The sequence below is a fragment of the Nesterenkonia sp. LB17 genome, assembly GCF_022565915.1.
Lineage (GTDB): Bacteria > Actinomycetota > Actinomycetes > Actinomycetales > Micrococcaceae > Nesterenkonia.
This window is the reverse complement of record NZ_JAJOYX010000006.1, coordinates 24,649-45,981: the sequence shown is the minus strand read 5'-3', so window position 1 is coordinate 45,981 and position 21,333 is coordinate 24,649. Positions and strand designations below refer to the sequence as shown.

General features: G+C 66.6%; 19 protein-coding genes and 1 tRNA gene. 5 read left to right on the top strand and 15 right to left on the bottom strand.

What is annotated here, in order from left to right; genetic code table 11:
* Positions 1–27 precede the first annotated feature (27 nt).
* The 5 genes from LTH96_RS11985 to LTH96_RS11965 all read right to left on the bottom strand — a co-directional run bounded on the left by LTH96_RS11985 (position 28) and on the right by LTH96_RS11965 (position 3,951).
* Positions 28–246, bottom strand: coding sequence for a hypothetical protein (locus LTH96_RS11985; protein WP_241466130.1), 219 nt, complete (start codon positions 244–246; stop codon positions 28–30).
* A gap of 40 nt (positions 247–286) precedes the next feature.
* The gene (locus LTH96_RS11980) at positions 287–706 is read right to left on the bottom strand and encodes an Hsp20/alpha crystallin family protein (protein WP_241466128.1); all 420 of its coding nucleotides are present in this window, start codon (positions 704–706) and stop codon (positions 287–289) included.
* 112 nt (positions 707–818) lie between these two features.
* On the bottom strand, positions 819–1,490 hold the full coding sequence (locus tag LTH96_RS11975; protein ID WP_241466126.1) for a BON domain-containing protein: 672 nt from the start codon (positions 1,488–1,490) through the stop codon (positions 819–821).
* A gap of 122 nt (positions 1,491–1,612) precedes the next feature.
* Entirely contained in the window at positions 1,613–2,260 is a 648-nt protein-coding gene (locus LTH96_RS11970; RefSeq protein ID WP_241466124.1) for a response regulator transcription factor, read from the bottom strand.
* On the bottom strand, positions 2,257–3,951 hold the full coding sequence (locus tag LTH96_RS11965) for a GAF domain-containing protein (RefSeq protein WP_241466122.1): 1,695 nt from the start codon (positions 3,949–3,951) through the stop codon (positions 2,257–2,259). Before LTH96_RS11965 ends, LTH96_RS11970 begins: the two co-directional genes overlap by 4 nt.
* A 188-nt stretch (positions 3,952–4,139) precedes the next feature.
* Between LTH96_RS11965 and LTH96_RS11960 the strand changes: the two genes are divergently transcribed.
* The 3 genes from LTH96_RS11960 to ppsA all read left to right on the top strand — a co-directional run bounded on the left by LTH96_RS11960 (position 4,140) and on the right by ppsA (position 7,906).
* On the top strand, positions 4,140–4,610 hold the full coding sequence (locus LTH96_RS11960; protein ID WP_241466120.1) for a pyridoxamine 5'-phosphate oxidase family protein: 471 nt from the start codon (positions 4,140–4,142) through the stop codon (positions 4,608–4,610).
* A gap of 67 nt (positions 4,611–4,677) precedes the next feature.
* Positions 4,678–5,514, top strand: coding sequence for a pyruvate, water dikinase regulatory protein (locus tag LTH96_RS11955; protein ID WP_241466118.1), 837 nt, complete (start codon positions 4,678–4,680; stop codon positions 5,512–5,514).
* A gap of 10 nt (positions 5,515–5,524) precedes the next feature.
* Positions 5,525–7,906 carry a phosphoenolpyruvate synthase gene (gene ppsA, locus LTH96_RS11950; protein WP_241466116.1) on the top strand — a complete coding sequence of 794 codons (2,382 nt, stop codon included), beginning with the start codon at positions 5,525–5,527 and terminating at the stop codon, positions 7,904–7,906.
* A gap of 109 nt (positions 7,907–8,015) precedes the next feature.
* On the opposite strand, the gene pth is transcribed toward ppsA, so the two are convergent.
* The 7 genes from pth to LTH96_RS11915 form a co-directional block, all read right to left on the bottom strand.
* Positions 8,016–8,594: an aminoacyl-tRNA hydrolase gene (gene pth / locus LTH96_RS11945; protein ID WP_241466114.1), complete on the bottom strand. Its 579-nt coding sequence runs from the start codon at positions 8,592–8,594 to the stop codon at positions 8,016–8,018.
* Between the two features lie 35 nt (positions 8,595–8,629).
* Positions 8,630–9,268 carry a 50S ribosomal protein L25/general stress protein Ctc gene (locus tag LTH96_RS11940; protein WP_241466112.1) on the bottom strand — a complete coding sequence of 213 codons (639 nt, stop codon included), beginning with the start codon at positions 9,266–9,268 and terminating at the stop codon, positions 8,630–8,632.
* 313 nt (positions 9,269–9,581) lie between these two features.
* Positions 9,582–11,006: an NAD(P)-binding domain-containing protein gene (locus LTH96_RS11935; protein WP_241471194.1), complete on the bottom strand. Its 1,425-nt coding sequence runs from the start codon at positions 11,004–11,006 to the stop codon at positions 9,582–9,584.
* Between the two features lie 292 nt (positions 11,007–11,298).
* Entirely contained in the window at positions 11,299–11,967 is a 669-nt protein-coding gene (locus LTH96_RS11930; RefSeq protein ID WP_241466109.1) for a 3-oxoacid CoA-transferase subunit B, read from the bottom strand.
* Between the two features lie 8 nt (positions 11,968–11,975).
* Positions 11,976–12,737, bottom strand: a complete 762-nt coding sequence (locus LTH96_RS11925; protein WP_241466107.1) for a 3-oxoacid CoA-transferase subunit A — start codon at positions 12,735–12,737, stop codon at positions 11,976–11,978.
* Positions 12,738–12,748: 11 nt separating this feature from the next.
* Complete coding sequence (locus tag LTH96_RS11920; protein WP_241466105.1) at positions 12,749–13,954, bottom strand: thiolase family protein; 1,206 nt, start codon at positions 13,952–13,954, stop codon at positions 12,749–12,751.
* 121 nt (positions 13,955–14,075) lie between these two features.
* A complete protein-coding gene (locus tag LTH96_RS11915; RefSeq protein WP_241466103.1) occupies positions 14,076–14,906 on the bottom strand; it encodes an IclR family transcriptional regulator C-terminal domain-containing protein in 831 nt (276 codons plus the stop codon).
* Positions 14,907–15,047: 141 nt separating this feature from the next.
* Here LTH96_RS11915 and LTH96_RS11910 point away from each other — a divergent pair, with 141 nt between their 5' ends.
* Complete coding sequence (locus LTH96_RS11910) at positions 15,048–16,529, top strand: sodium/glutamate symporter (protein ID WP_241466101.1); 1,482 nt, start codon at positions 15,048–15,050, stop codon at positions 16,527–16,529.
* A gap of 120 nt (positions 16,530–16,649) precedes the next feature.
* On the opposite strand, the gene LTH96_RS11905 is transcribed toward LTH96_RS11910, so the two are convergent.
* The 3 genes from LTH96_RS11905 to LTH96_RS11895 all read right to left on the bottom strand — a co-directional run bounded on the left by LTH96_RS11905 (position 16,650) and on the right by LTH96_RS11895 (position 19,289).
* A complete protein-coding gene (locus LTH96_RS11905; protein WP_241466099.1) occupies positions 16,650–17,630 on the bottom strand; it encodes a ribose-phosphate diphosphokinase in 981 nt (326 codons plus the stop codon).
* Between the two features lie 54 nt (positions 17,631–17,684).
* Positions 17,685–19,148, bottom strand: coding sequence for a bifunctional UDP-N-acetylglucosamine diphosphorylase/glucosamine-1-phosphate N-acetyltransferase GlmU (gene glmU, locus LTH96_RS11900; RefSeq protein WP_241466097.1), 1,464 nt, complete (start codon positions 19,146–19,148; stop codon positions 17,685–17,687).
* A 69-nt stretch (positions 19,149–19,217) separates the two neighbouring features.
* A tRNA-Gln gene (locus tag LTH96_RS11895) sits at positions 19,218–19,289 on the bottom strand.
* Between the two features lie 128 nt (positions 19,290–19,417).
* On the opposite strand from LTH96_RS11895, the gene LTH96_RS11890 reads away from it, so the two are divergent.
* Positions 19,418–21,298 (top strand): ABC-F family ATP-binding cassette domain-containing protein, encoded by a 1,881-nt coding sequence (locus LTH96_RS11890; protein WP_241466095.1) that lies wholly within the window; start codon positions 19,418–19,420, stop codon positions 21,296–21,298.
* The last annotated feature ends 35 nt before the right edge of the window (positions 21,299–21,333 follow it).

Below are 21,333 nucleotides of genomic sequence, written 5' to 3'. Positions count from 1 at the left end.
GGGTGACCCTGGGAGACGACCCGAAGCTCACGCGGCCTTCTTCGTGTGACTCTCACCCACGGGCCCGGGCACCGCGCCGTCCGAGCGGGCAAACCTCGACGAGGCCCCAGGACGAGCTCCAGGTGCCCGAGCCCTGGGTGTCCGCGTGACGAAGTAGATCATCACGATGAAGACCGGAACGAAGACGAGCGAGAGCAGCGTGAAGAAGGACCAGATGAGGTTCCAGAAATAGAGCCAGTCGAACATCACGCCCCCTTAGTCTTTGCAGACTCCGGTCTTGCCGGAGTCAGTTGTTCGAGTGTCCGTTGTCGATCGGTATCCACTTGAGCGTGGTCGATTCCTCCAGCGGAACGGACACCGTCAGAACCCCGTGGTCGAAGACCGCCCTGATCTGCCGGTCCTTCGCCTGCTCCGGGAGATCGACGCTGCGGCGAAAGCTGCTGGTGCTCTCGCGGAGCAGGTACCGCTTGCCCTTGTCCTCCTCGCGTTCGCGCCGCTCCGCCTGGATCACGAGCGTTCGATCGTCGACGCTGACGGTGATGTCGGTGTCCGCGAAATTCGGCAGATGCGCCTCCACGACCAGTTCCTTCTCATCCCTGGTGTAGACGTCGGTGCTCGGCGTTCCGCGCATCCCGTCGTCGAACAAGTTGCAGCGAAGACTCACCAACCCTGCCAGCGAATCGAAGCGAGAAAGATGATCTGTCATGGTCCCTTCCTCTCGTGGGACGGGTGATTCAGGTCGGGTGGACTTCGAAGCGGCGTCGAGCTGGGCCCAGCGCTCACGGGCCCGGAAGTGTGCTGCGATCAGTGCGTGCGCCTCAGTAGGGGCGCACGTCGAGGCGATTGTCGATCGTGGTGACGTCAGGTGAGGACCAGGCAGCCTCACCTGCCTGGGTCTTCTCCATCAGCGACTTCACGTATCCGGTGAGGACCGCAGTGTTGCCCACGACTGAGACGCTGATGCGGCCGGCGTCGACCTGGGGATCGCGGAACAGGGCACTCCTGATCCGTTCGGCGGCTTCCTCGGAGACGGGGCGGGGGATCAGCGTGACCTCGTTGCGCACCGTATGCACTCCCCGGATGTTCTCCACCGCCCGCTCGGCCGCTTCCCGCTGAAAGTGCCAGTCGACCTGCCCGGTGAGCGTCACGCACCCACCCTCGACCCGCGACCGCACCGTCCCTGGGATGTTCGCGGACCAGGTCAGGACACGTTCAGCGACGCGGCCGATGTCCGTGTCGGTGACCCATCTCGCCGAGCGAGGAAGCACGGTCAGCCGATTCTGAACCCCAGCGATGCCGTGCACGCGTCGCATGGCACGCGAGGCGGCGAGGTATTCGAAGTAGTCCCCCACTTCACCCGACAAGGTGACGACTCCGGCTTCGACCTCGACCTCGACCTCTGAGGCGTCGATCTCCGGCGTCCACTCGAGTTCGGCGAGAACCAGAGAGTGGATCTTGTTGTCTGATCGAGTTCTTGTCGCGATGATCACAGGTGGATTCCCTTCTCCCTGCCCGCAGTCCTGCGAGCTGGGTCCAGCCTCTCGCATCAGGGTCGGGCTCATGTAGGGCCATAGGTCCTACCAGAGGCATCGGTGGGCGCCAGACAGGTGTGTCAGCTGTGGATAGCACTGTCTTGGGTGGCGGCACCGTAGGCGGCTACCTGAGTCCTGCGCTCCATGCCGAGCTTGGCCAGCAGCCCGGAGACGTAGTTCTTCACGGTCTTCTCCGCGAGACCCAGCCGCTGCCCGATCTGCCTGTTCGTCAGTCCCTCGGTGATCAGCTTCAGCACCTGCTGCTCGCGCAGCGTGAGGCTCACGCGCGGCCGCCGGGCGTGAAGCGCCTGGGCAGAGAGGTCTCTGTGCACTCGCTCCGCCAGATTCTCGGGGATCAGACTCTCACCCCGGGCGATCCGCAGGATGGCCTCGACCAGACGCCCCCCGCGGATGCTCTTGAGCACATGTCCCGAGGCGCCGGCGATGACCGCCGCGACGCGGGCGCTCTCGTCATCATCGGCGGTCAGGATCAGGCAGCGGATCGCCGGGTGCGCAGAACGGATGCTGCGACACAGATCGATCCCGGTCCCGTCAGGCAGGTGCAGATCCAGCACGACCACATCAGGATGCGTGACCTGAACCCGGTCGAGCGTCCCGCGCACCGTCGCCGACTCCCCCACGACCTCCAACTCTGGTTCGACGTCGACGAGCCGCGCAATGCCGCGTCGGACGATCTCATGATCATCGACGAGGAAGACCCTGATCATGGGACGTCCTGACCATGGACCGGGACGTGCCAGCGCGCCCGCACCCCGCCGTTCTCCCCCGGGGTCAGCCCAAAGGCACCACCCCGAGCACGCGCCCTGGCCCGCAGGTTCGCCGTGCCGCTCGCGATCTTGTCACCGGCAGCCAGGCCGACCCCGTCGTCACCGACCGTGACCGTGACTCCGGCGGAGTCTGCCTGGACCTCGATCGAGACCGCAGTCGCCCTGGCATGGCGAGTCACGTTGGTGACCGTCTCACGCAGGACCGCGACGACATCATCTGCGAGCTCACCCTTGATGAACGCATCGATCTGACCCGTGAAGGTCACCTTCGGAGCCATGCCCAGCCCGGCCGAGAGCTCGGTGACGACATCGAGCAGCCGATGACGCATCGTCCTGGTGGTCTTACGGGTGCGCAGAGTGAATATCGCGTTGCGGATGTCTTCAATGGCCGCGTCGATCTCCGCCACATGCCTGTCGATCCTCCCGGCATGTCGGGGGTGGGCCGAGGCGAAGGCCTGCAGTCCCAGGCCCGTGGCGAAGAGCCGCTGGATGACATGGTCATGGAGATCCCGAGCAGTGCGCGCCCGGTCTTCGATCACGCCGAGCCGCTGCCGATCCGCTCGCGCCCAGGACAACGCCACAGCCAGACCCGCCTGGGTCGCGAAGTCCGAGAGCAGCTCCAGGTCACCGGGGTTAAAGGCCGGCCGGGACTCGGCCCGGGTCGCGCAGACCGCGCCGATGCGGTCCCCGGAGACGATCAGCGGAACAGCGATCACCGAGGAGCTCGGGACCCGCTCACAGAACGGTGGGACATCTGTTCCCTCGGGAGGCGAGATGCTCGCCGTCCCCTCCATGGCCCGCGATACCGCGCCTTCGACCCAGGGCAGCACCTCGCCCTCGATCAGCGAGGCGCCCTGTCCGCGGGCGGTGTCGATGAAGAGCTCTTCGCCCACCGCGTCGGAGGTCACGATGGCGGCGAAGTCCGCTTCGGTGAGGGTCGCGACCCCGTGAGCCAGGACGCCGAAGACATCGATGGTCTCCGAGGCCAGCAGAGCTGAGGTGACATCGCCCAGGACGGCGCTGAGCTGCTGCGCTCGGCGGGCCTCTTCGTAGAGTCGGGCGTTGTTGATCGCGGTCGCAGCCGTGGCGGCCAGCGCCGTGACGAGTTCTTCGTCCTCGTCGGTGAAGGGCCCATCGGCCCGGTTGGTGAGGTAGAGGTTGCCGTAGGTCTCGCCGCGGATCTTGATTGGGACCCCGAGGAAGCTGTTCATCGGCGGGTGGTGGGCGGGAAAGCCGACCGCCCGGGGATCCGTGGTGAGGTCGGTGAGTCGGATCGGGTTGCTGCTCTGGTTCACCGCGCCCAGGACCCCGTGCCCGGCGGGCAGGTCTCCGATCTTCTCGGCCACGTGCTGCGCCATCCCGACGTGGATGAACCGCTCGAGGGAGCCATCAGCGGCGATGACGCCCAGTGCGGCGTACTCGGCGTCCGCGACGGTCCTGGCCTCCTCGGCGATGCGCCGCAGAACATGTTCCAGGTCCAGATCGCTGGCCACGACGTTGCTGGCGTCGAGCAGGGTCTGCAGCCTGCGCTGGGAGCTGAGGACCCGGATAGTGCGCGCGATGGAATCCCCCACCGCACCATTGACTTCAAGCTTCGGAAGGTAGGTCACCCGAAGTTCATCGGCATCCATAACCCTCCTTACATCAAGAACTAAATTCCATTCTATGTCTTTCCTCGGGAAAGAGAACCCCGTTCAGCTCCGCAGCGCTGCGACGGTGAACCGGCGCGGCCAGCAGTCGCCGAGGCGGCGGACGTGAGCGGCATCGCCTTCGCTTCAGACTCTGGCTTCCGCGGTGGAGCCGGAGTAAGCTCGCCGCCATGCAGAAGACACCCTCGACACCCAGGACAGAGGTCCTCGAGAGCCGCGAGTGCTGGGAGCTGCTGCGCAGCGTCTCGCTCGGCAGACTCGCCGTCTGGACCGGTGATCATCCAGAGCTGTTCCCGGTCACCTACCTGGTGGATCAGCGGACCATAGTCTTCCGCACCGGGCCCGGCACGAAACGGACGGCCGCGCTGGGCTCCAGTCCCGTGGCCTTCGAGACGGACGGTGTGGATCCGCGCACCAATGTCGCCTGGAGTGTGATCGTCAAGGGCACGGCGGCGGAGGTCGAGCAGACGGACGACTCTCTCAGCAGCTCTTCGCGCCGACTGTTCCCCTGGGAATCGGGCGAGAAAGACCATTTCGTCCGGATCACGCCGGAGGTCGTCACGGGTCGACGCTTCATCGTCGCCCACCCCCAGGCCTGGGACATCTCCTTGAACGACGCCACCCGATCAGGCCTCGACTGAAGGACCGGCTATGACGATCGTGCACCAGGCACCGGTTCGCTCAGGTGCACGGTAGGGCGGCCAACCCATGACCGGCGCCGTCGGAGCACCCGTGCCGGTGTTCTTCATCTCTGACAACACCGGCGTCACCGCCGAGACCCTCGGCAACGCGCTCCTGGCGCACTTCCCCGGCATCCGATTCCTCCGCAGAACCTTCCCCTTCGTCGATTCCCCGCCGATCGCACAACAGGTGCTGAGTGCGGCGCGCACCGCGGGACCTGCCACCCTGCTGCTCGTGACCGTTCGCGCCGCGGAGGTCAGCGCCGAACTGAGCGCAGGCCCGTTCGCCGTGGTGGATCTCATCAAGGGACATCTCACCGCGCTCGAGAAGCTCCTGGGCGTCAAGGGCGCTGCTGAGGTGGCCCCGCATCACAGCATCGGGAACCTGGACCAGTACAGCTCCCGCATGCGCGCGGTGGAGTACACATTGACGCACGACGATGCAGCGGGCGCGAGCTCTCTGGTCGGCGCCGATCTCATCATCATCGCTCCATCTCGCTGCGGGAAGACTCCCACCGCGCTGTACCTGGCTCTCCAGCACGGTCTGCGGGTCGCCAACTACCCCTTGACGGAGGAGGACTACCCGGCACTGGAGCTGCCCCGTGCGGTGGAGCCGTATCGGGTTCGGTGTTTCGGGCTGACCAGCACTGCGCAGCGGCTGAGCCAGATACGCCAGGAACGCCGTCCAGGCGGGGCCTATGCAAGCCTCTTCCGCTGCCGCCAAGAGCTGCGTTGGGCGGAATCCCTGTACCGACGGCACTCGATCCCGAGCCTGAACACGGCGGCCAGAAGCGTGGAAGAGATTGCGGCAGCGATCCTGCAGACGATGCATCTTCGTCCCGCCGCAGCGCCAAGCAGTCCCTGAGGAGACACTGATGAGCAACATCTTGTGGTTCGACGACATCTCGCTTGCCGATATCGCAGCCGTGGGCGGGAAGAACGCCTCGCTGGGCGAGATGGTGGCCCGCCTCTCCGAGGCAGGAGTGCGTGTACCGGGCGGTTTCGCGACGACTGCGGATGCCTACCGCGTGTTCCTCGCTGCGAACGGACTCGACCACAGGATCCGGGCGGCCCTCGAGCCACTGGACATCGACGATGTCGTGGAGCTCTCCCGGGTCGGCGCGCAGATCCGTTCATGGATCCAGGATCAGCCCCTGGCCGAGGAGCTCACACGAGACCTGCGCGAAGCGCACGCGAGGCTGATCGCAGAGGACCCAGACCCTGAGGCGGTGTCGTGGGCGATCCGTTCCAGCGCAACGGCCGAGGACCTGCCGGACGCCTCGTTCGCAGGCCAGCAGGAGACGTTCCTGAACATCGGCGGGGTCGAGAACGTGCTCGCTGCAGTGCACAGCGTCTTTGCCTCGCTCTACAACGACCGGGCGATCGCCTACCGCGTGCACCATGGTTTCGCCCACCACAAGGTCGCGCTCTCGGCGGGCGTGCAGCGCATGGTCCGTTCCGACATCGGAGCATCCGGCGTGATGTTCACGGTGGACACGGAGACGGGCTTCGATCGGGCGGTGTTCATCACGAGCGCCTACGGTCTGGGTGAAGCCGTGGTCCAGGGGGCGGTGAACCCTGATGAGTTCTACGTCCATAAGCCCGCGCTGCAGCAGGGACATGAAGCCATCTTGAGCAGGGCGCTCGGCGAGAAGGCCACCGCGATGCGGTACGCCGCGGGCCGCGGACTTCACAGCAGCACCATCTTCGAGGACGTATCACCTGCCGAGCGGGCACGATTCTCGATCACCGATGCGCAGGTCACCGAGCTGGGCCGCTGTGCTGTAGCGATCGAGGACCACTACGGCCGACCGATGGACATCGAGTGGGCGCTCGATGGAATCGACGGACGGCTCTACATCCTGCAGGCCCGCCCGGAGACGGTGGTGTCCCACCGGGAGCTGCGACAGGTGAGACGCTTCGTGCTCCGCGAGCGCGGTGACGTGCTGACTGTGGGAAGAGCGATCGGGCAGCGGATCGGGACCGGCCCGGTGAGGGTCCTTCGCTCGCCGGCGGACATGGATCGGCTGCAGCCCGGCGACGTGCTGGTGGCTGAGATCACGGACCCGGACTGGGAGCCGATCATGAAGCGTGCCTCGGCGATCGTCACCGAACGTGGGGGTCGCACCTGTCACGCGGCGATCCTCGCCAGGGAGCTGGGTGTGCCCGCCGTGGTGGGAACGGGGGACGCCACAGAGGCCCTGGCCGACGGCGAGGCGGTGACGATCTCCTGCGCCGAGGGCGACAACGGGATGGTCTATGCCGGCACGCTGAGGTTCGAGGAGGAGGTGACCGATCTGGATGAGATGCCGGACGTCCCGGTGAAGATCATGATGAATGTGGCCTCCCCGGATCAGGCATTCTCGTTCTCCCAGCTGCCGCACCACGGGGTGGGGCTCGCCCGCCTGGAGTTCATCATCAACCACCAGGTCGGCATCCATCCGCGTGCGCTCCTGGAGCGTGACAGCCTGCCGCACGAAGTGCGGAGCGCAGTGGACCAGCGGATCAGCGCCTACGGGTCGCCCAGGGAGTACTTCGTGCGGCGGGTGGCGGAGGGAGTGTCGACCATCGCGGCCAGCTTCGCCCCGGAGCAGGTCATTGTGCGGTTCAGCGATTTCAAGACTAATGAATACGCCAACCTCCTGGGCGGGGAGCTCTTCGAGCCGCAGGAGGAGAATCCGATGCTGGGCTATCGAGGTGCCTCGCGGTACATCTCCGCGGACTTCCGGGAGTGCTTCGCCATGGAGTGTGAGGCCCTGCGGTTCGTTCGCGAAGAGATGGGTCTGGAGAACCTGGCGATCATGGTGCCCTTCGTGAGGACGGTGGAGGAGGCCCAGACCGTCGTCGACCTCATGGCGAGTCATGGGCTCCGCCGCGGGGCACGAGGCCTGAAGGTGATGATGATGTGCGAACTGCCCAGCAATGTCCTTCTCGCCGATGCGTTCCTGGAACATTTCGACGGGTTCTCCATCGGGTCCAATGATCTGACCCAGCTGGTGCTCGGTGTTGATCGGGACTCGGACCTGGTGGCTCATCTCTTCGACGAGCGAGACCCCGCCGTGCTCTCGATGCTGGCCACGGTCATCGACAGGTGCCGGACGCAGAACAAGTACATCGGGATCTGCGGTCAGGGACCCTCAGATCATCCAGAGCTCGCCCGCTGGCTGGTTGATCAGGGCATCGAATCGATTTCTCTGACACCTGACACCGTGGTGCAGACCTGGCTCAGCTTGGCGGGTGCGGCAGAGTCTCGGTAGCGCTGCCCGAGCACGGGCGGGCCGCCGTCGTCGGCGACGGACGGTGTCTGCGTTCAGGGCACAGCCTTCAGTGCACGGGGTTCAGTGCACGGGGTTCAGTGCACCGGGTTCAGTGCACAGCATTCTGGGCAGCTGGCAGCCCGTCGGAGATCAGCAGCTCCACTGCATCGGCCAGCCGGGAGATGAAGATGCCCAGCTCCTTCTGCTCGGCGGCGCTGAACTTCTGCAACACGTAGTCCGCGCTGTCCATGCGGCCGGGGGGCCTGCCCACGCCGGCGCGCACACGCAGATAGTCACGATTCCCGCCCAGGTGGGTGGTGATGGATTTCAGCCCGTTGTGCCCGCCTTCGGACCCCCCGCGCTTGAGCTTGGCACGACCGAAGTCCAGGTCGAGCTCATCGTGGACCACGATCAGGTTTTCGGCGGGGACCGAGAAATAGTCCATCAGCCCTCGCACGGGCTTGCCGGAGAGGTTCATGTAGCCCTCCGAGATCGCGAAGACCACCTTCGGCCCTCCCGGGCCCAGCCGGGCCGCGACGGCCTTGGCCCCGACCTTGGTGCGCGTGTACTTCGCATCCATGCGGTCGAGGAGCTCGTCGAGCACCATGTGCCCGATGTTGTGCCGGGTATGACGATAGCGGGACCCGGGGTTGCCGAGTCCCGCTATCAACCACGTCTCTGAAGCCATGCCTCGAGCCTAGTGGAGTCGCAGCGTCAGAGCGTTCAGCTCTCTTCGCCCTCTGCGTTCCCCTCGGACTCACCCTCGGCGGTCTCGCCCTCGGCAGCTTCACCCTCGGTGGTCTCTGCCTCGTCGCCCAGGTCCTGCTCGGTGGGCTCGTGGATGGAGACGATCGGGGACTCCATGTCGGAGAGCGCCAGCGTCACGCCCTTGGGCAGCTGGATGTGCTCCGGCAGGGCGTTCTCGTTGCGGTCGGTGATGTCGATGGTCACGTGCTCGGGGAGGTGGGTGGCCTCGGCCTCGATGGACACGGTGGCCTGGTCCAGGATCCATTCGAAGCCGACGGCGGGCTCGCCGGTGACCTCGACGTAGACGTCGACGACGACCTTCTCGCCGCGACGCACGGTCAGCAGATCCATGTGGTCGATCGAGCGCTTGATGATGTCGCGCTGGATGGCCTTGGGGATCACCAGCTGCTCGGTGCCTTCGATGTCCAGTGTGATCAGTGCGTTGGGGTTACGCACTGCCAGGTGGGTCTGGTGACCGGGAAGCACCACGTGGATGGGGTCTTCGCCGTGGCCGTAGACCACTGCCGGGATCTGGTCGTCGCGGCGGGCCTTGCGGGCTGCGCCCTTGCCGAACTCGGTGCGCTTGGTAGCGGGAATGACGATCTTGTCAGCCATGGTGTTGTCCTTCGTTGGTTGGATTCGAATTGATCCAGGCACCAACGACAAGTGAATTCCAGGCTCTCCGCGCTGTGAGCGGCGGTGATGTTCTCCTGCAAGTTCGCCTCGTCGATCACGGGGCTGACGTCTCACGGATCGGATCCGGAGATGTCGCCCCCTCGCCTGGGCACAGCTGAGAACTATACCAGCTGTCACCACCGGTCTCACGGTCCCGGGCGCGCGGCGACTCATCCGACCGCCGCCGCGCACCCAGCCCAGCCTTGAGCGGACAGGACCAGCTCTCAGACCATGGAGCTCAAGCCGACGGAGCTCAGGCGACGGGAGCGGCCGCTGCCGCCCCCGTGTCAGCATCGCGTTCCGCGATGACCAGGCTCGGCACCTCGGTGGGCGCCGGGGTGGACAGGTAGCGCTCCAGGGAGTCGTCGAGCTCCTGCAACCATGTGGTGTGGTGCTGTGACCCCTTGGTTCCGGTCATCACCGAGCGGTAGTTCTTGTCCCGGTAGGTCAGGATGTTGGCCTTCTTGTCGGTCTTCCAGTCCAGGAAGACCTGGACCACCTCGTCCAGCGCGAACATCGGGTAGTCGGTGGCCCCGATGAGGTCGCGGATGTAGTCGGCCTGGAACTGCACCTCGTCGGCGTCCCCCTCCAGGGACTGGAAGCGGTGGCGCCACTGCTTCAGGTGGGCGGCCCGCTCCTCCGCCGGGGGCAGCTTCGTCCGGCCCATGATGAGGTCGCGGACATACCAGGCCTGCGCGTCGAACATGTTGAAGGTGAACCATTGGTCCTGGGCGCCCAGGTAGTACATCTTCGGGTTCCGCTGCCACACGACTCCGCGGTACAGCCCGCCCGGGTAGACGTTGTTCTGGGACCGCAGGGCCAGTTCGGTGGACAGGAAGGGGTACTTGTGCAGGTAGCCGGTGCACAGGATCACGGCATCAAATTCGCGGGACTCGCCGTTGGAGAAGTAGGCAGTCTCCCCCTCGAACCGGTCGATGAGCGGAAGTTCCTCCATGCCTTCGGGCCAGTCATGGCCCATGGCCCGGGTGCGGTAGCTCATGGTGACCGAACGGGCACCCATCTTGAAGGCCTGCACGCCGATGTCCTCGGCGGAGTAGGAGGCCCCGATGAGCAGCACGCGCTTGTCGGCCAGCTTCTCTGCCCCGCGGAAGTCATGCGCGTGGTGCAGGGTGCCGGTGAAGGTCTCGATCCCCTTGAAGTCCGGGACGTTGGGGAAGGAGAAGTGCCCGGTGGACACGATGACCCGGTCGAATTCGGAGGACGAGGTGGTGCCGGACTTCAGGTTCTCCACGGTGACCGTGAAGGTGTCCTCCTCGCGGTGGTATTCCACCCAGCGAACGGCGGTGGAGAGCTGGACCTTGTCCTTGACGTCGGACATGCGAGCCCGCCCGTCGATGTAGTCCCACAGAGCCGCCCGCGGCGGGTAGGAGGAGACCGGTCGGCCGAAGTGCTCGTCGAAGGTGTATTCAGCGAACTCGAGCGCCTCCTTGGGCGCGTTCGACCACAGGTTGCGATACATCGAGGAATGGACCGGCTCCCCGTACTTGTCGATCCCGCTGCGCCAGTTGTAGTTCCACTGCCCGCCCCAGTCGTCCTGCTTCTCGTAGCAGATCACCTCGGGGATCTGGGCACCGGACCGCTGTGCCGTGTCGAAGGCCCGAAGGGCGGCCATGCCGCTAGGTCCCGCTCCGATGATTGCAATTCGCTGTTTGGACATAGTTACCTCATCCGGCCCGCTACGGCCTCATGGTCAGTCGTCGACGGGTTCCGTGGAGGCGCGACTGTCAGGCGCTCAGCGCCACGGCCTCAACACAGGAAGTTCACGTCCACCCGGGATAGAAAACCCGCGCTCCATCGTTCTGCGCGTGTCCCTGGGTGCGGCACCCCGGCGGGGCGCCTGATATACCCTCAGTCTAGCGCAGACGCCGGCCCGGGCCGGCGTCGTACCCGAGAACGCAAGGGCCCCCGGAACCTGACGGTTCCGGGGCCCTCTCCGCGACGGGGCGGGGTCAGAGCGTCTCGAACTCCACGCCCGGGTGCCTGTCCCGCACGTCCTCGAGGGAGATGCCGTGCAGCTCGCGGACCTTGACGATGCCCGAACCGTCCAGCAGGAACACGCCCATGTCTGCGTAGATGCGGGAGACGCAGCCGACCCCGGTGAGCGGGAATGTGCATTCGGGCAGCAGCTTCCGATCACCCTTCTTGGTGAACAGGTCCATCATCACGTAGGTGTCCTTGGCTCCGATGGCCAGGTCCATCGCGCCGCCCACGGCGGGGATGGCTCCCGGCTTGCCGGTGGACCAGTTCGCCAGGTCGCCGGAGGCGGAGACCTGGTAGGCGCCGAGCACGCAGACGTCCAGGTGGCCGCCGCGCATCATGGCGAAGGAATCGGCGTGGTGGAAGTATGCCGCCCCGGGCAGCTCGGTGACCGGGATCTTGCCGGCGTTGATGAGGTCCTCATCGACCTGCTCGCCGAGGGCCTTCGGGCCGAAGCCCAGCATGCCGTTCTCGGTGTGCAGGGTGACCTGCTTCTCCGGGGAGAGGTAGTTGGACACCGTCGTCGGCTGGCCGATGCCCAGGTTCACGAAGGACCCGGGGGCGATGTCCTCGGCGATGGCGTGGGCGAGCTCGTCCTGGGTCAGCGGGGTCTCGGTGGTGCGGAACGTCTCGGTGCTCATGCTCGTCCTCACTTCTCGGCGGCCAGCTCGGCCGCGGTCTTGGTGGCCAGGCAGGGCTTGCGACGTCCGGCGGCGAGAGCCTCGCGCTCCTCGCGCTGCTTCGTGCCGGAGCCGGTGGGGATCCCGACGATGGTGTCCGTGTAGATGCTCGGAGTGATGATCGCCTCCGGATCCAGGGCCTCTTCGAGGACCTCGTCGACCTGCACGATGGTGTGCGTGGCCGCCGTGGCCATGACCGGGCCGAAGTTCCGGGCGGTCTTGCGATACACCAGGTTGCCGTACGGATCGGCGGCGTACGCCTTGATCAGGGCGAAGTCGCCGCGGATCGGCGCCTCCAGCACGTAGTGCCGACCCTCGATCTCCCGGGTCTCCTTGCCTGCGGCCAGTTCGGTGCCGTAGCCGGTGGGGGTGAAGAACCCGCCGATGCCCGCACCCCCGGCGCGCAGGCGCTCGGCGAGGTTGCCCTGTGGGACCAGTTCCAGCTCAATCTCCCCGGCGCGATAGGCCTCGTCGAAATGCCAGGAGTCGGACTGGCGCGGGAACGAGCAGATGATCTTGGCCACCCGGCGTTCCTTGATGAGCAGGGCCAACCCGGCATCAGCCTGTCCGGCGTTGTTGTTGACCACGGTCAGGTCGGTCGCACCGGACTCCATCAGCGCGTCGATCAGTTCCATGGGCTGGCCGGCATTGCCGAAGCCTCCCAGCAGCACCGTGGCGCCGTTGCTCACACTGGCCACCGCCTCCGCGGCGGTGTCTACAAATTCAGTCATCGGTTCTTCTCTCAGTTCTGTGTGGTTGCGTTTTCCAGGACGACGGCGATGCCCTGCCCGACGCCGATGCACAGCGTGGCCACGCCCCAGCGTTCGCCGCTGAGCTCCATGCGCTTGGCCAGCGTGGCCAACACCCGGGTGCCGGAGGCGCCCAGCGGATGGCCGATCGCAATCGCCCCGCCCCACGCGTTGAGGATCTCCGGGTCGATGTCCCAGGCGTCCAGGCAGGCCAGGGACTGGGCGGCGAAGGCCTCATTGAGCTCCACCGCACCGACGTCGCCCCAGCCGATTCCGGCGCGCTTGAGCGCCTTGTTGCTGGCTTCCACCGGGGCGTAGCCGAAGTACTGCGGCTCATTCGCCGCAGCGGCCCAGCCAGCGATCCTCACCTGCGGGGCAAGACCCAGCTGCTCCCCACCCGCGGCGGAGCCGAGCCAGACGGCGGAGGCGCCGTCGTTCATCGGAGAGGCGTTGCCCGCAGTGACAGTGCCGTTCTCGGAGCGGAAGACGGTGCGCAGCCCGGCGAGCTTCTCCGTGGTGACACCTGCGCGGATAGTCTCGTCGGTCTGAAGATCCACTCCCGGAACGCTGACGATGAGGTCGGCGAATCGCCCCTCGTTCCAGGCGCGGGCGGCGAGCTCATGGGAGCGGGCGGCGAATTCGTCCTGCCGTTCGCGGCCGATGCCGTGCTTCTCGCGAAGCTGCTCGGTGGCCTCACCGAGCGAGACGGTCCATTCCTCGGGCATGCGCTCGTTGATCAGTCGCCAGCCCAGCGTGGAGTTGGCCAGTTCGAGGTTGGCCATCGGGAAGGGACGCTCGGTCTTGGGAAGCACCCAGGGAGCCCGCGACATGGATTCCACGCCGCCGGCGAGGATCACATCGGTCTCCCCCAGCGCGATCTGCCGCGCGCCGGAGATCGCGGCATCCAGCGAGGATCCGCAGAGCCGGTTGATCGTGGTGGCGGGAACGGTGACGGGCAGCTTCGCCAGCAGCCAGGCCATCCGGGCGACATTGCGGTTCTCCTCGCCAGCGCCGTTGGCGTTGCCGAAGATCACCTCTCCGACGATCTCACCGGCATTCTCCGGGTTCAGCCCGGGGGCCTGCTCCACGAGGGCTGAGATGACCAGTTCGGCGAGGTCATCGGGTCGCTGACCGGAGAGGGCGCCGCCGATCTTGCCGAAGGGGGTGCGCAGACCCTGGTAGACGAAGACGTCCTGCATATGAGCTCCCTGCCTGTGATCGCGTGAGCACCACCAAATGTTCGCTATGCAAACAAGTGTGCGCTATGTGTGACGATCATAGTCTGGCCGGCAGGGTTTCGCCAGAGGTGACGAGAGTTCTCTACAGGCCCTGGGGCACGGTGAGCCGACCGACATCCTCACCCAGGGTGAGGATCAGATCCTCCACCGCGGCCGCGCTGTGCAGCAGATGTGGCAGTGTGCGATCCAGGGACTCCTGCGCGGACTCCTTGCCGGCGGAGATCGAGGTGTTCAGCGAGAGCACGATCCTTCCGCTGCCGTCCCGGGCCGGGACGGCCACCGAGCGCAGCCCTTCTTCGAGCTCTTCGTCCACCAATGCGTAACCGTCCGTGCGGACCGCAGTGATGATCTCGCGCAGCCGGTGGGGGTCGGTGACGGTGCGTGCGGTGAAGGCCCGCCGCTCAGTGGTGCGCAGACGCTCCTCGAGCGTCTCGTCGTCGAGGCCGGAGAGCAGCACCCGCCCCATCGACGTGGCGAAGGCGGGCAGCTTGGTGCCCAGCGCGAGGTCGATCCGCATGATGCGGCGGGTGTGCACACGGCAGACGTACATCACCTCGTCTCCGACCAGCAGTGCGGCCGAACAGGATTCGGCCAGCTGCCCGGAGAGCTCACGCAGTGATGGCTGCAGCAGCTCATGCCAGCCGCGGCCTGACCAGTAGCCCTGTCCAAGGCCGAGCACCCTCGGGGTCAGCTCGAAGAACCGACCGTCGGTATAGGCGTAACCCTCATGGACCAGCGTGAGCAGCATCCGGCGGGCGGTCGCGCGGCTGACATCGGCGCGCCGCGCAACGTCGGAGAGCGTCAGCTTCGGCTCCACGGCGGAGAAGGACTCGAGGACCCGCAGGCCGGTGGAGAGCGAACGGACGAACTCATTGCGATTGACGGCGGGCTGAGATGGGCTCTCCTGATCCATGCAGTGATCCTATCCACCCGCCGAGCCCAGCCTTCGTCGAGGCGCGTCTCACTCAGCTCTCGCAACGGCGCCTGAAGTGTGATGTGCTTCTCCTCACATGTGCGGCCGCCGTCGGCGGTCCATTTCGGAGAGGGGCATCCGATGAGTCCAGACGTGGTGGGGTTCGCGATCGTGCTGTTGGCATCAGTGATGCTGATAGGCAAGTACATCCGGGTAAAAGTGCCGTTCATCCAGAAGCTGCTCCTGCCCAGCGCCATCATCGCCGGGTTCATCGGACTCATCATCGGCCCACAGGTCATCGGGCGGCTCGGCGAGTCCCTCGGCTGGGCGTGGTTGGAGGACGGCGGACTTCTGACCGCGGGAATCTACGATGTCTGGGCCACACTGCCTGGCCTGTTGATCTCGGTGGTCTTCGCCACCCTCTTCCTGGGATCAAGGATCCCGTCCCCGGTCAGAGTGGCCAAGCTGGTCGGCCCGCAGCTCTCCATCGGCGTCGCCTACGGCTCCGGCCAATACGTCATAGGCATCGTGCTGGGACTGCTGGTGCTCTCTCCGCTGCTCGGGGTCGATCCCGTCTTCGGTGCGCTGCTCGAGATCGCCTTCGAGGGAGGCCACGGAACGGCGGCCGGAATGCGGCCGGCCTTCGAAGACATGGGCATTCCCGAGGCCACCGACCTCGCCCTGGCCATCGCCACCGTGGGCCTGGTCTTCGGCATCCTCATCGGCATCTCCGTCATCAACTGGGGCGTGCGCACCGGCCGGACACGAGTGATCAAGAACGTCTCCAAGCAGTCGAAGGCCGAGCTGCGGGGGCTCTACGGCGACAACGAGAACGTCTCCACCGGGCGGATGACATCGCGACCCAGCTCGATCGAGCCGCTGACGCTGCATGTGGCCGTCGTCGGACTCGCCATCATCATCGGCTGGCTCATCCTGGAAGGCCTCGTCTGGGTCGAGGATCAGCTGTGGGGTCAGCCGGGTTCGCCGCTCTCCGAGGAGGGCCTCACGCTGCTGGGGTATGTGCCGCTGTTCCCACTGGCGATGATCGGCGGAGTGATCGTCCAGGTCATCTTGGATCGCACCGACAACACCAACCTGCTGGACCACGAGACGATGAAGCGCATCCAGGGTCTCGCCCTGGACATCCTGATCGTCGCAGCACTGGCGACGATCTCGCTGGATGCCATCGCCGCCTTCTGGGAGACCTTCCTGATCCTCTCGATCGCCGGAATCTTGTTCTGCACCACGGTCCTGCTGGTCTTCACCCCGCGGATCATCCCGGAGTTCTGGCTGGAGCGCGGGATCGCAGACTTCGGCCAGTCGATGGGCGTCACGGCCACAGGCCTGGTGCTGCTGCGGGTGGCCGACCCGTACGACGAGTCCCCCGCCCTGGAGGCCTTCGGCTATAAGCAGCTGTTCTTCGAGCCCTTCTTCGGCGGCGGTCTGGTCACCGCATTGGCGATCCCGATCATGGTCGCCACCGGCAACGTCTACATCGTCCTGATCCCGATGGCAGTGCTGTTCGTGGCCTCACTCGTGGTGGGCCACATCTACTTCCGCGGAGTGCGCTCCGGACGGTGGCGCGACCCCTCCGTGGAGGCGGCCAAGGCTGCGCAGGAGTGACCCTGCGCCCGCACCCCCACACACGTTGAGGGGCGGATTCTCCGGGCATCTGACCCCTTCCAGGGCCTCAGACAGTCGGAGAATCCGCCCCTCAACGGGATGGTGGGGTGCAGCTGGTGCTTATGCGTGGCCGTCGAAGAGCGAGGTCACCGAACCGTCGGTGAAGACCTCCTTGATCGCCCGGGCCAGGATCGGCGCGATGGAGAGCACGGTGAGCGTCTCGAAGCGCTTGTCCTCGGGGATCGGCAGGGTGTTGGTCACCACGATCTCACGGGCCCCGCAGTTGGCCAGCCGCTCGGCGGCCGGATCCGAGAACACCGCGTGGGTCGCCGCGATGATGACATCCTTGGCGCCGGCGTCCTTGAGGACCTGCACGGCACCGGAGATGGTGCCGCCGGTGTCGATCATGTCGTCGATGAGCACGCAGGTGCGGCCCTCGACCTGACCCACGACCTGCTTCGACACTGCCTTGTTCGGCTGGGTGACGTCGCGGGTCTTGTGCACGAAGGCCAGCGGTGCTCCGCCGAGGCGCTCGGCCCACTGCTCAGCAACGCGGACCCGGCCGGTGTCCGGGGAGACCACGGTGACGTCGTCGTCGGCGACCCGGCCACGGATGTGCTCGGCCAGCAGCGGGACCGCGAAGAGGTGGTCCACCGGGCCGTTGAAGAAGCCCTGGATCTGGGCGGTGTGCAGGTCCACGCTCATGATCCGGTCGGCGCCGGCGGCCTTATAGAGGTCCGCGACCAGGCGCGCCGAGATCGGCTCGCGGCCGCGCCCCTTCTTGTCCTGACGGGCATAGGGGTAGAAGGGCGAGACCACGGTGATCCGCTTGGCCGAAGCCCGCTTCATGGAGTCGACCATGATGAGCTGTTCCATCAGCCAGTTGTTCATCGGAGCCGGGTGGGACTGCAGCAGGAAGATGTCCTTGCCGCGCACCGACTCGGAGGACCGGACATAGATCTCTCCATTGGCGAAGTCATAGGCGCTGATCGGCAGCAGCTCGGTGCCGAGCTCCTTCGCGATCTCTTCGGCAAGCTCCGGATGTGCGCGCCCGGAAGCCAGCACAAGGGTCTTCTCCCCGTTCAGCCTGATTTCGTCCATGAGTGTTGTTGCCTCTCGCCGGCGTTGCTGGTGGGTGGTTGGTTCAGGTGGTCGTCAGACGGCGTCAGGCCGGACGGCCTGGGCGGCGTCGGCCGCCGCGGATCCGGGCCGCTTGGCCTGGACCCAGCCCTCGGCGTTGCGCTGCGGGGCGATGGAGAGCGCCAGCGCTCCGGCGGGGACGTCCTTGCGCACCACGGCGCCAGCGCCGGTGTAGGCGCCGTCGCCCACCGAGACCGGGGCGACGAAGACGGTGTTGGAACTGGTGCGCACGTGGGAGCCGATCTGCGTGCGGTGCTTGTTCTCGCCGTCGTAGTTCGCGGTGATGTTGCCGCAGCCGATGTTGGTGAACTCGCCGATGGTGGCGTCTCCGGCGTAGCCCAGGTGGGACAGCTTGCTGCCGCGCCCGATGCTCACGTTCTTGGTCTCGTAGAAGGCGCCGATCTTGCCGTCCTGGCCCAGCACGGTGCCCGGCCGCAGATAGGTGAACGGCCCGACGCTGGCGCCGGCCCCGATCTGGGCTCCGGAGCCGTGGACTCGGGTCAGCGTCGCGGCCTCTCCGACGATCACATCGGTGAGCGTGGTGTCCGGGCCGACGACGGCGTGGCGGCCGATGTGCGTGGCGCCGTGGAGCTGGGTGCCGGGGAGGATCGTGGTGTCCTGCTCCAAGGTGACGGTGGCGTCGATCCAGGTGCTGGCCGGGTCGACCACCGTGGTCCCGGCGCGCATGGCGCGCTCCACGATGCGCCGGTTCATCTCGGCGCCGAGGGCCTGCAGCTGGACCCGATCATTGGCGCCCTCTACCTGCCAACGGTCCTGGGTGACCACGGCGGAGACTCTGCCGCCCTCGGCGCGGGCAATGGAGAGCACGTCGGTGAGGTACATCTCACCCTGGGCGTTGTCGGTGGTGACCTGGGCCAGCGCGCGGGTCAGCACGGCGGCGTCGAAGGCGTAGATCCCGGAGTTGATCTCGGTGATGCTGCGCTGCTCTGCGGTGGCCTCCTTGTGCTCCACGATCCCGAGCACGTCCTGCGGGTCTTCCTGGCTGCGCAGGATCCGGCCGTAGCCCGCGGCGTCGTCGAGCACGGCAGAGAGCACGGTGACGGCATTGCCGTCGCGCTCATGGGTCTCGACGAGCTCGGCGAGCATCTGCGTCTGCAGCAGCGGCACATCGCCGTAGGTGACCACCACGGTGCCGGTCTCGGCAGGCGCTCCTGCGGCGGTGAGCGCGTCCAGGCCGCAGGCCACGGCGCGTCCGGTGCCGGGGACCTCGTCCTGGTCGGCGATGACGGCGCGCGGCTCGAGGTGAGCGATGTGCTCGGCCACCTTCTCGCGCTGGTGCCGCACCACAGCGACCAGCTGGTGCGGGGCCAGGCCCATCGCCGCGGTCAGCGCGTGACCGATCATCGAGACGCCGCCGATCGGGTGCATGATCTTCGGGGTGCTGGACTTCATCCGGGTCCCGGCTCCTGCCGCGAGCACGATCACTGCGGTGGGCTGGGTGGACTGGGCGTTGGTCACGAAGGCTGCTCCTCGGCGCGTTTCGATGGGACTCCTCAGTGTAGAGAGGTCCGGCGATCTAGATTGCCGTTCCGCCTCTAGGATTCGAACCTAGACTGCACAGCTCCAAAGGCTGGCGTGCTGCCATTACACCAAGGCGGAGTGCGACGGCGGTCCGACGGTGCTCGGCGCTGCGAACACCCTCATCTCCGGCCAAGCGCTGGTCCATCTTCGCATGCGCAGACTCGCGAGATGAAACCGCGGACTGACGGTGGCATTACCCTGGATAGGTGGCACATCTTCTCGGGGCCGAAGCCCTACACCTGGAATTCCCTACTCGCACCGTGTTCGACTCGGTGACGATCGGCATCAACGAGGGCGACCGCGTCGGCGTCGTCGGTCGCAACGGCGACGGCAAGTCTTCGCTGCTGGCCATGCTCACCGGTCGGCTTGAACCCGACTCGGGGCAGGTCACCCGGCGCAAGGGCGTGCAGTTCGGCGTGCTGGATCAGTCGGACGACCTCGATGACGAGCACACCGTGGGCTATTCGGTCGTCGGGGACGCCGATGACCACGAGTGGGCCTCGGATGCGAAGATCCGCGACGTGATCGCCGGGCTGGTGACCGACATCCCCTGGGAGTCGAAGATCTCCGAGCTCTCCGGCGGGCAGCGCCGCCGCGTGGCGCTGGCGAAGCTGCTGGTGGGCGAATGGGACATCATCGCCCTGGATGAGCCCACGAACCACCTCGACGTGGAGGGGATCTCCTGGCTGGCGAACCACTTGAACCGGCGCTGGCCGCGCAGCTCGGGCGGGCTGCTGGTGGTCACTCACGATCGCTGGTTCCTCGACGAGATCAGCACCACCACCTGGGAGGTCCACGACGGCATGGTCGAGCCGTTCGACGGCGGCTACGCGGCGTATGTGCTCCAGCGCGTGGAACGTGACCGGCAGGCGGCCACCGTGGAGGCCAAGCGGCAGAACTTGATGAAGAAGGAGCTCGCCTGGCTGCGCCGCGGCGCCCCGGCGCGCAGCACCAAGCCGAAGTTCCGCATCGAGGCGGCCAACGAGCTCATCGCCGACGTGCCTCCCCCGCGCAACCCGCTGGAGCTGAAGAAGATGGCCACCGCCCGGCTGGGCAAGGACGTGGTCGACGTCCTCGACGTCTCCATCGGCTTCGGCGACAAGCCGATCCTCAACGAGGTCACGTGGCGGATCGGTCCGGGTGAGCGCACCGGCATCCTCGGAGCCAACGGCGCCGGCAAGTCCACGCTGCTCAACCTGATCGCCGGCAAGCTCGAGCCCGACACGGGCCGGGTCAAGCGCGGCAAGACCGTGCGCCTGGCCACCCTGGATCAGCAGTTCTCCCAGCTGGCCGACATCGAGGGCGATCGGGTCCGCGAGGTGCTGGCCCGCGAGAAGACCCAGGTGGTCATCGACGGCAAGGAACACACCCCGGCGCAGCTGTTGGAACGCCTCGGCTTCTCCACCGCACATCTCTCCGCACGAGTCGGCGAGCTCTCCGGCGGGCAACGACGACGCCTGCAGCTGCTGCTCGTGCTCCTGTCTGAGCCCAACGTGATGATCCTCGACGAGCCCACCAACGATCTCGACATCGACATGCTCGCCGCCATGGAGGACCTGCTGGACTCTTGGCCCGGCACGCTGATCGTGGTCTCCCACGACCGGTACCTGCTCGAGCGGGTGACCGATCAGCAGTACGCGATCTTCGACGGCCGGATGCGCCACGTGCCGGGAGGCGTGGAGGAATACCTGCGGCTCAAGGCCGCCAGGGCCAATGGCGCCTCTGCGGAGTCGGCGGGATCTGGCACGTCTGGTTCAGGCGGTGGAGCTGCTGGCGCCGGGGTCGGTTCCGGGAAGGCCGCGGCTGCGGCCCGTCGGGAGGCGATGAAGACCTCCTCGGCCTCATCGGCAGGTGCCCCGGCGCTGAGCAGCGCAGAGGAGCGCGAAGTGCGCAAGGAGGTCGGCGCGCTCGAGCGGAAGATGCAGAAGTTGATCACCCAGATGGAGAAGAAGCAGCGCCAGATGGCCGATCACGATCCGAGCGACTTCGAAGGTCTGGGCAAGCTCACCGCCGATGTGAGCCGGCTGCAGGGCGAGAATGAGAAGCTCGAGGAACGCTGGCTGGAGCTCTCCGAAAAGGTGGGCTGAGGTACCGCAGTCCTGCGCTGCCCGCGCTCTGCGGG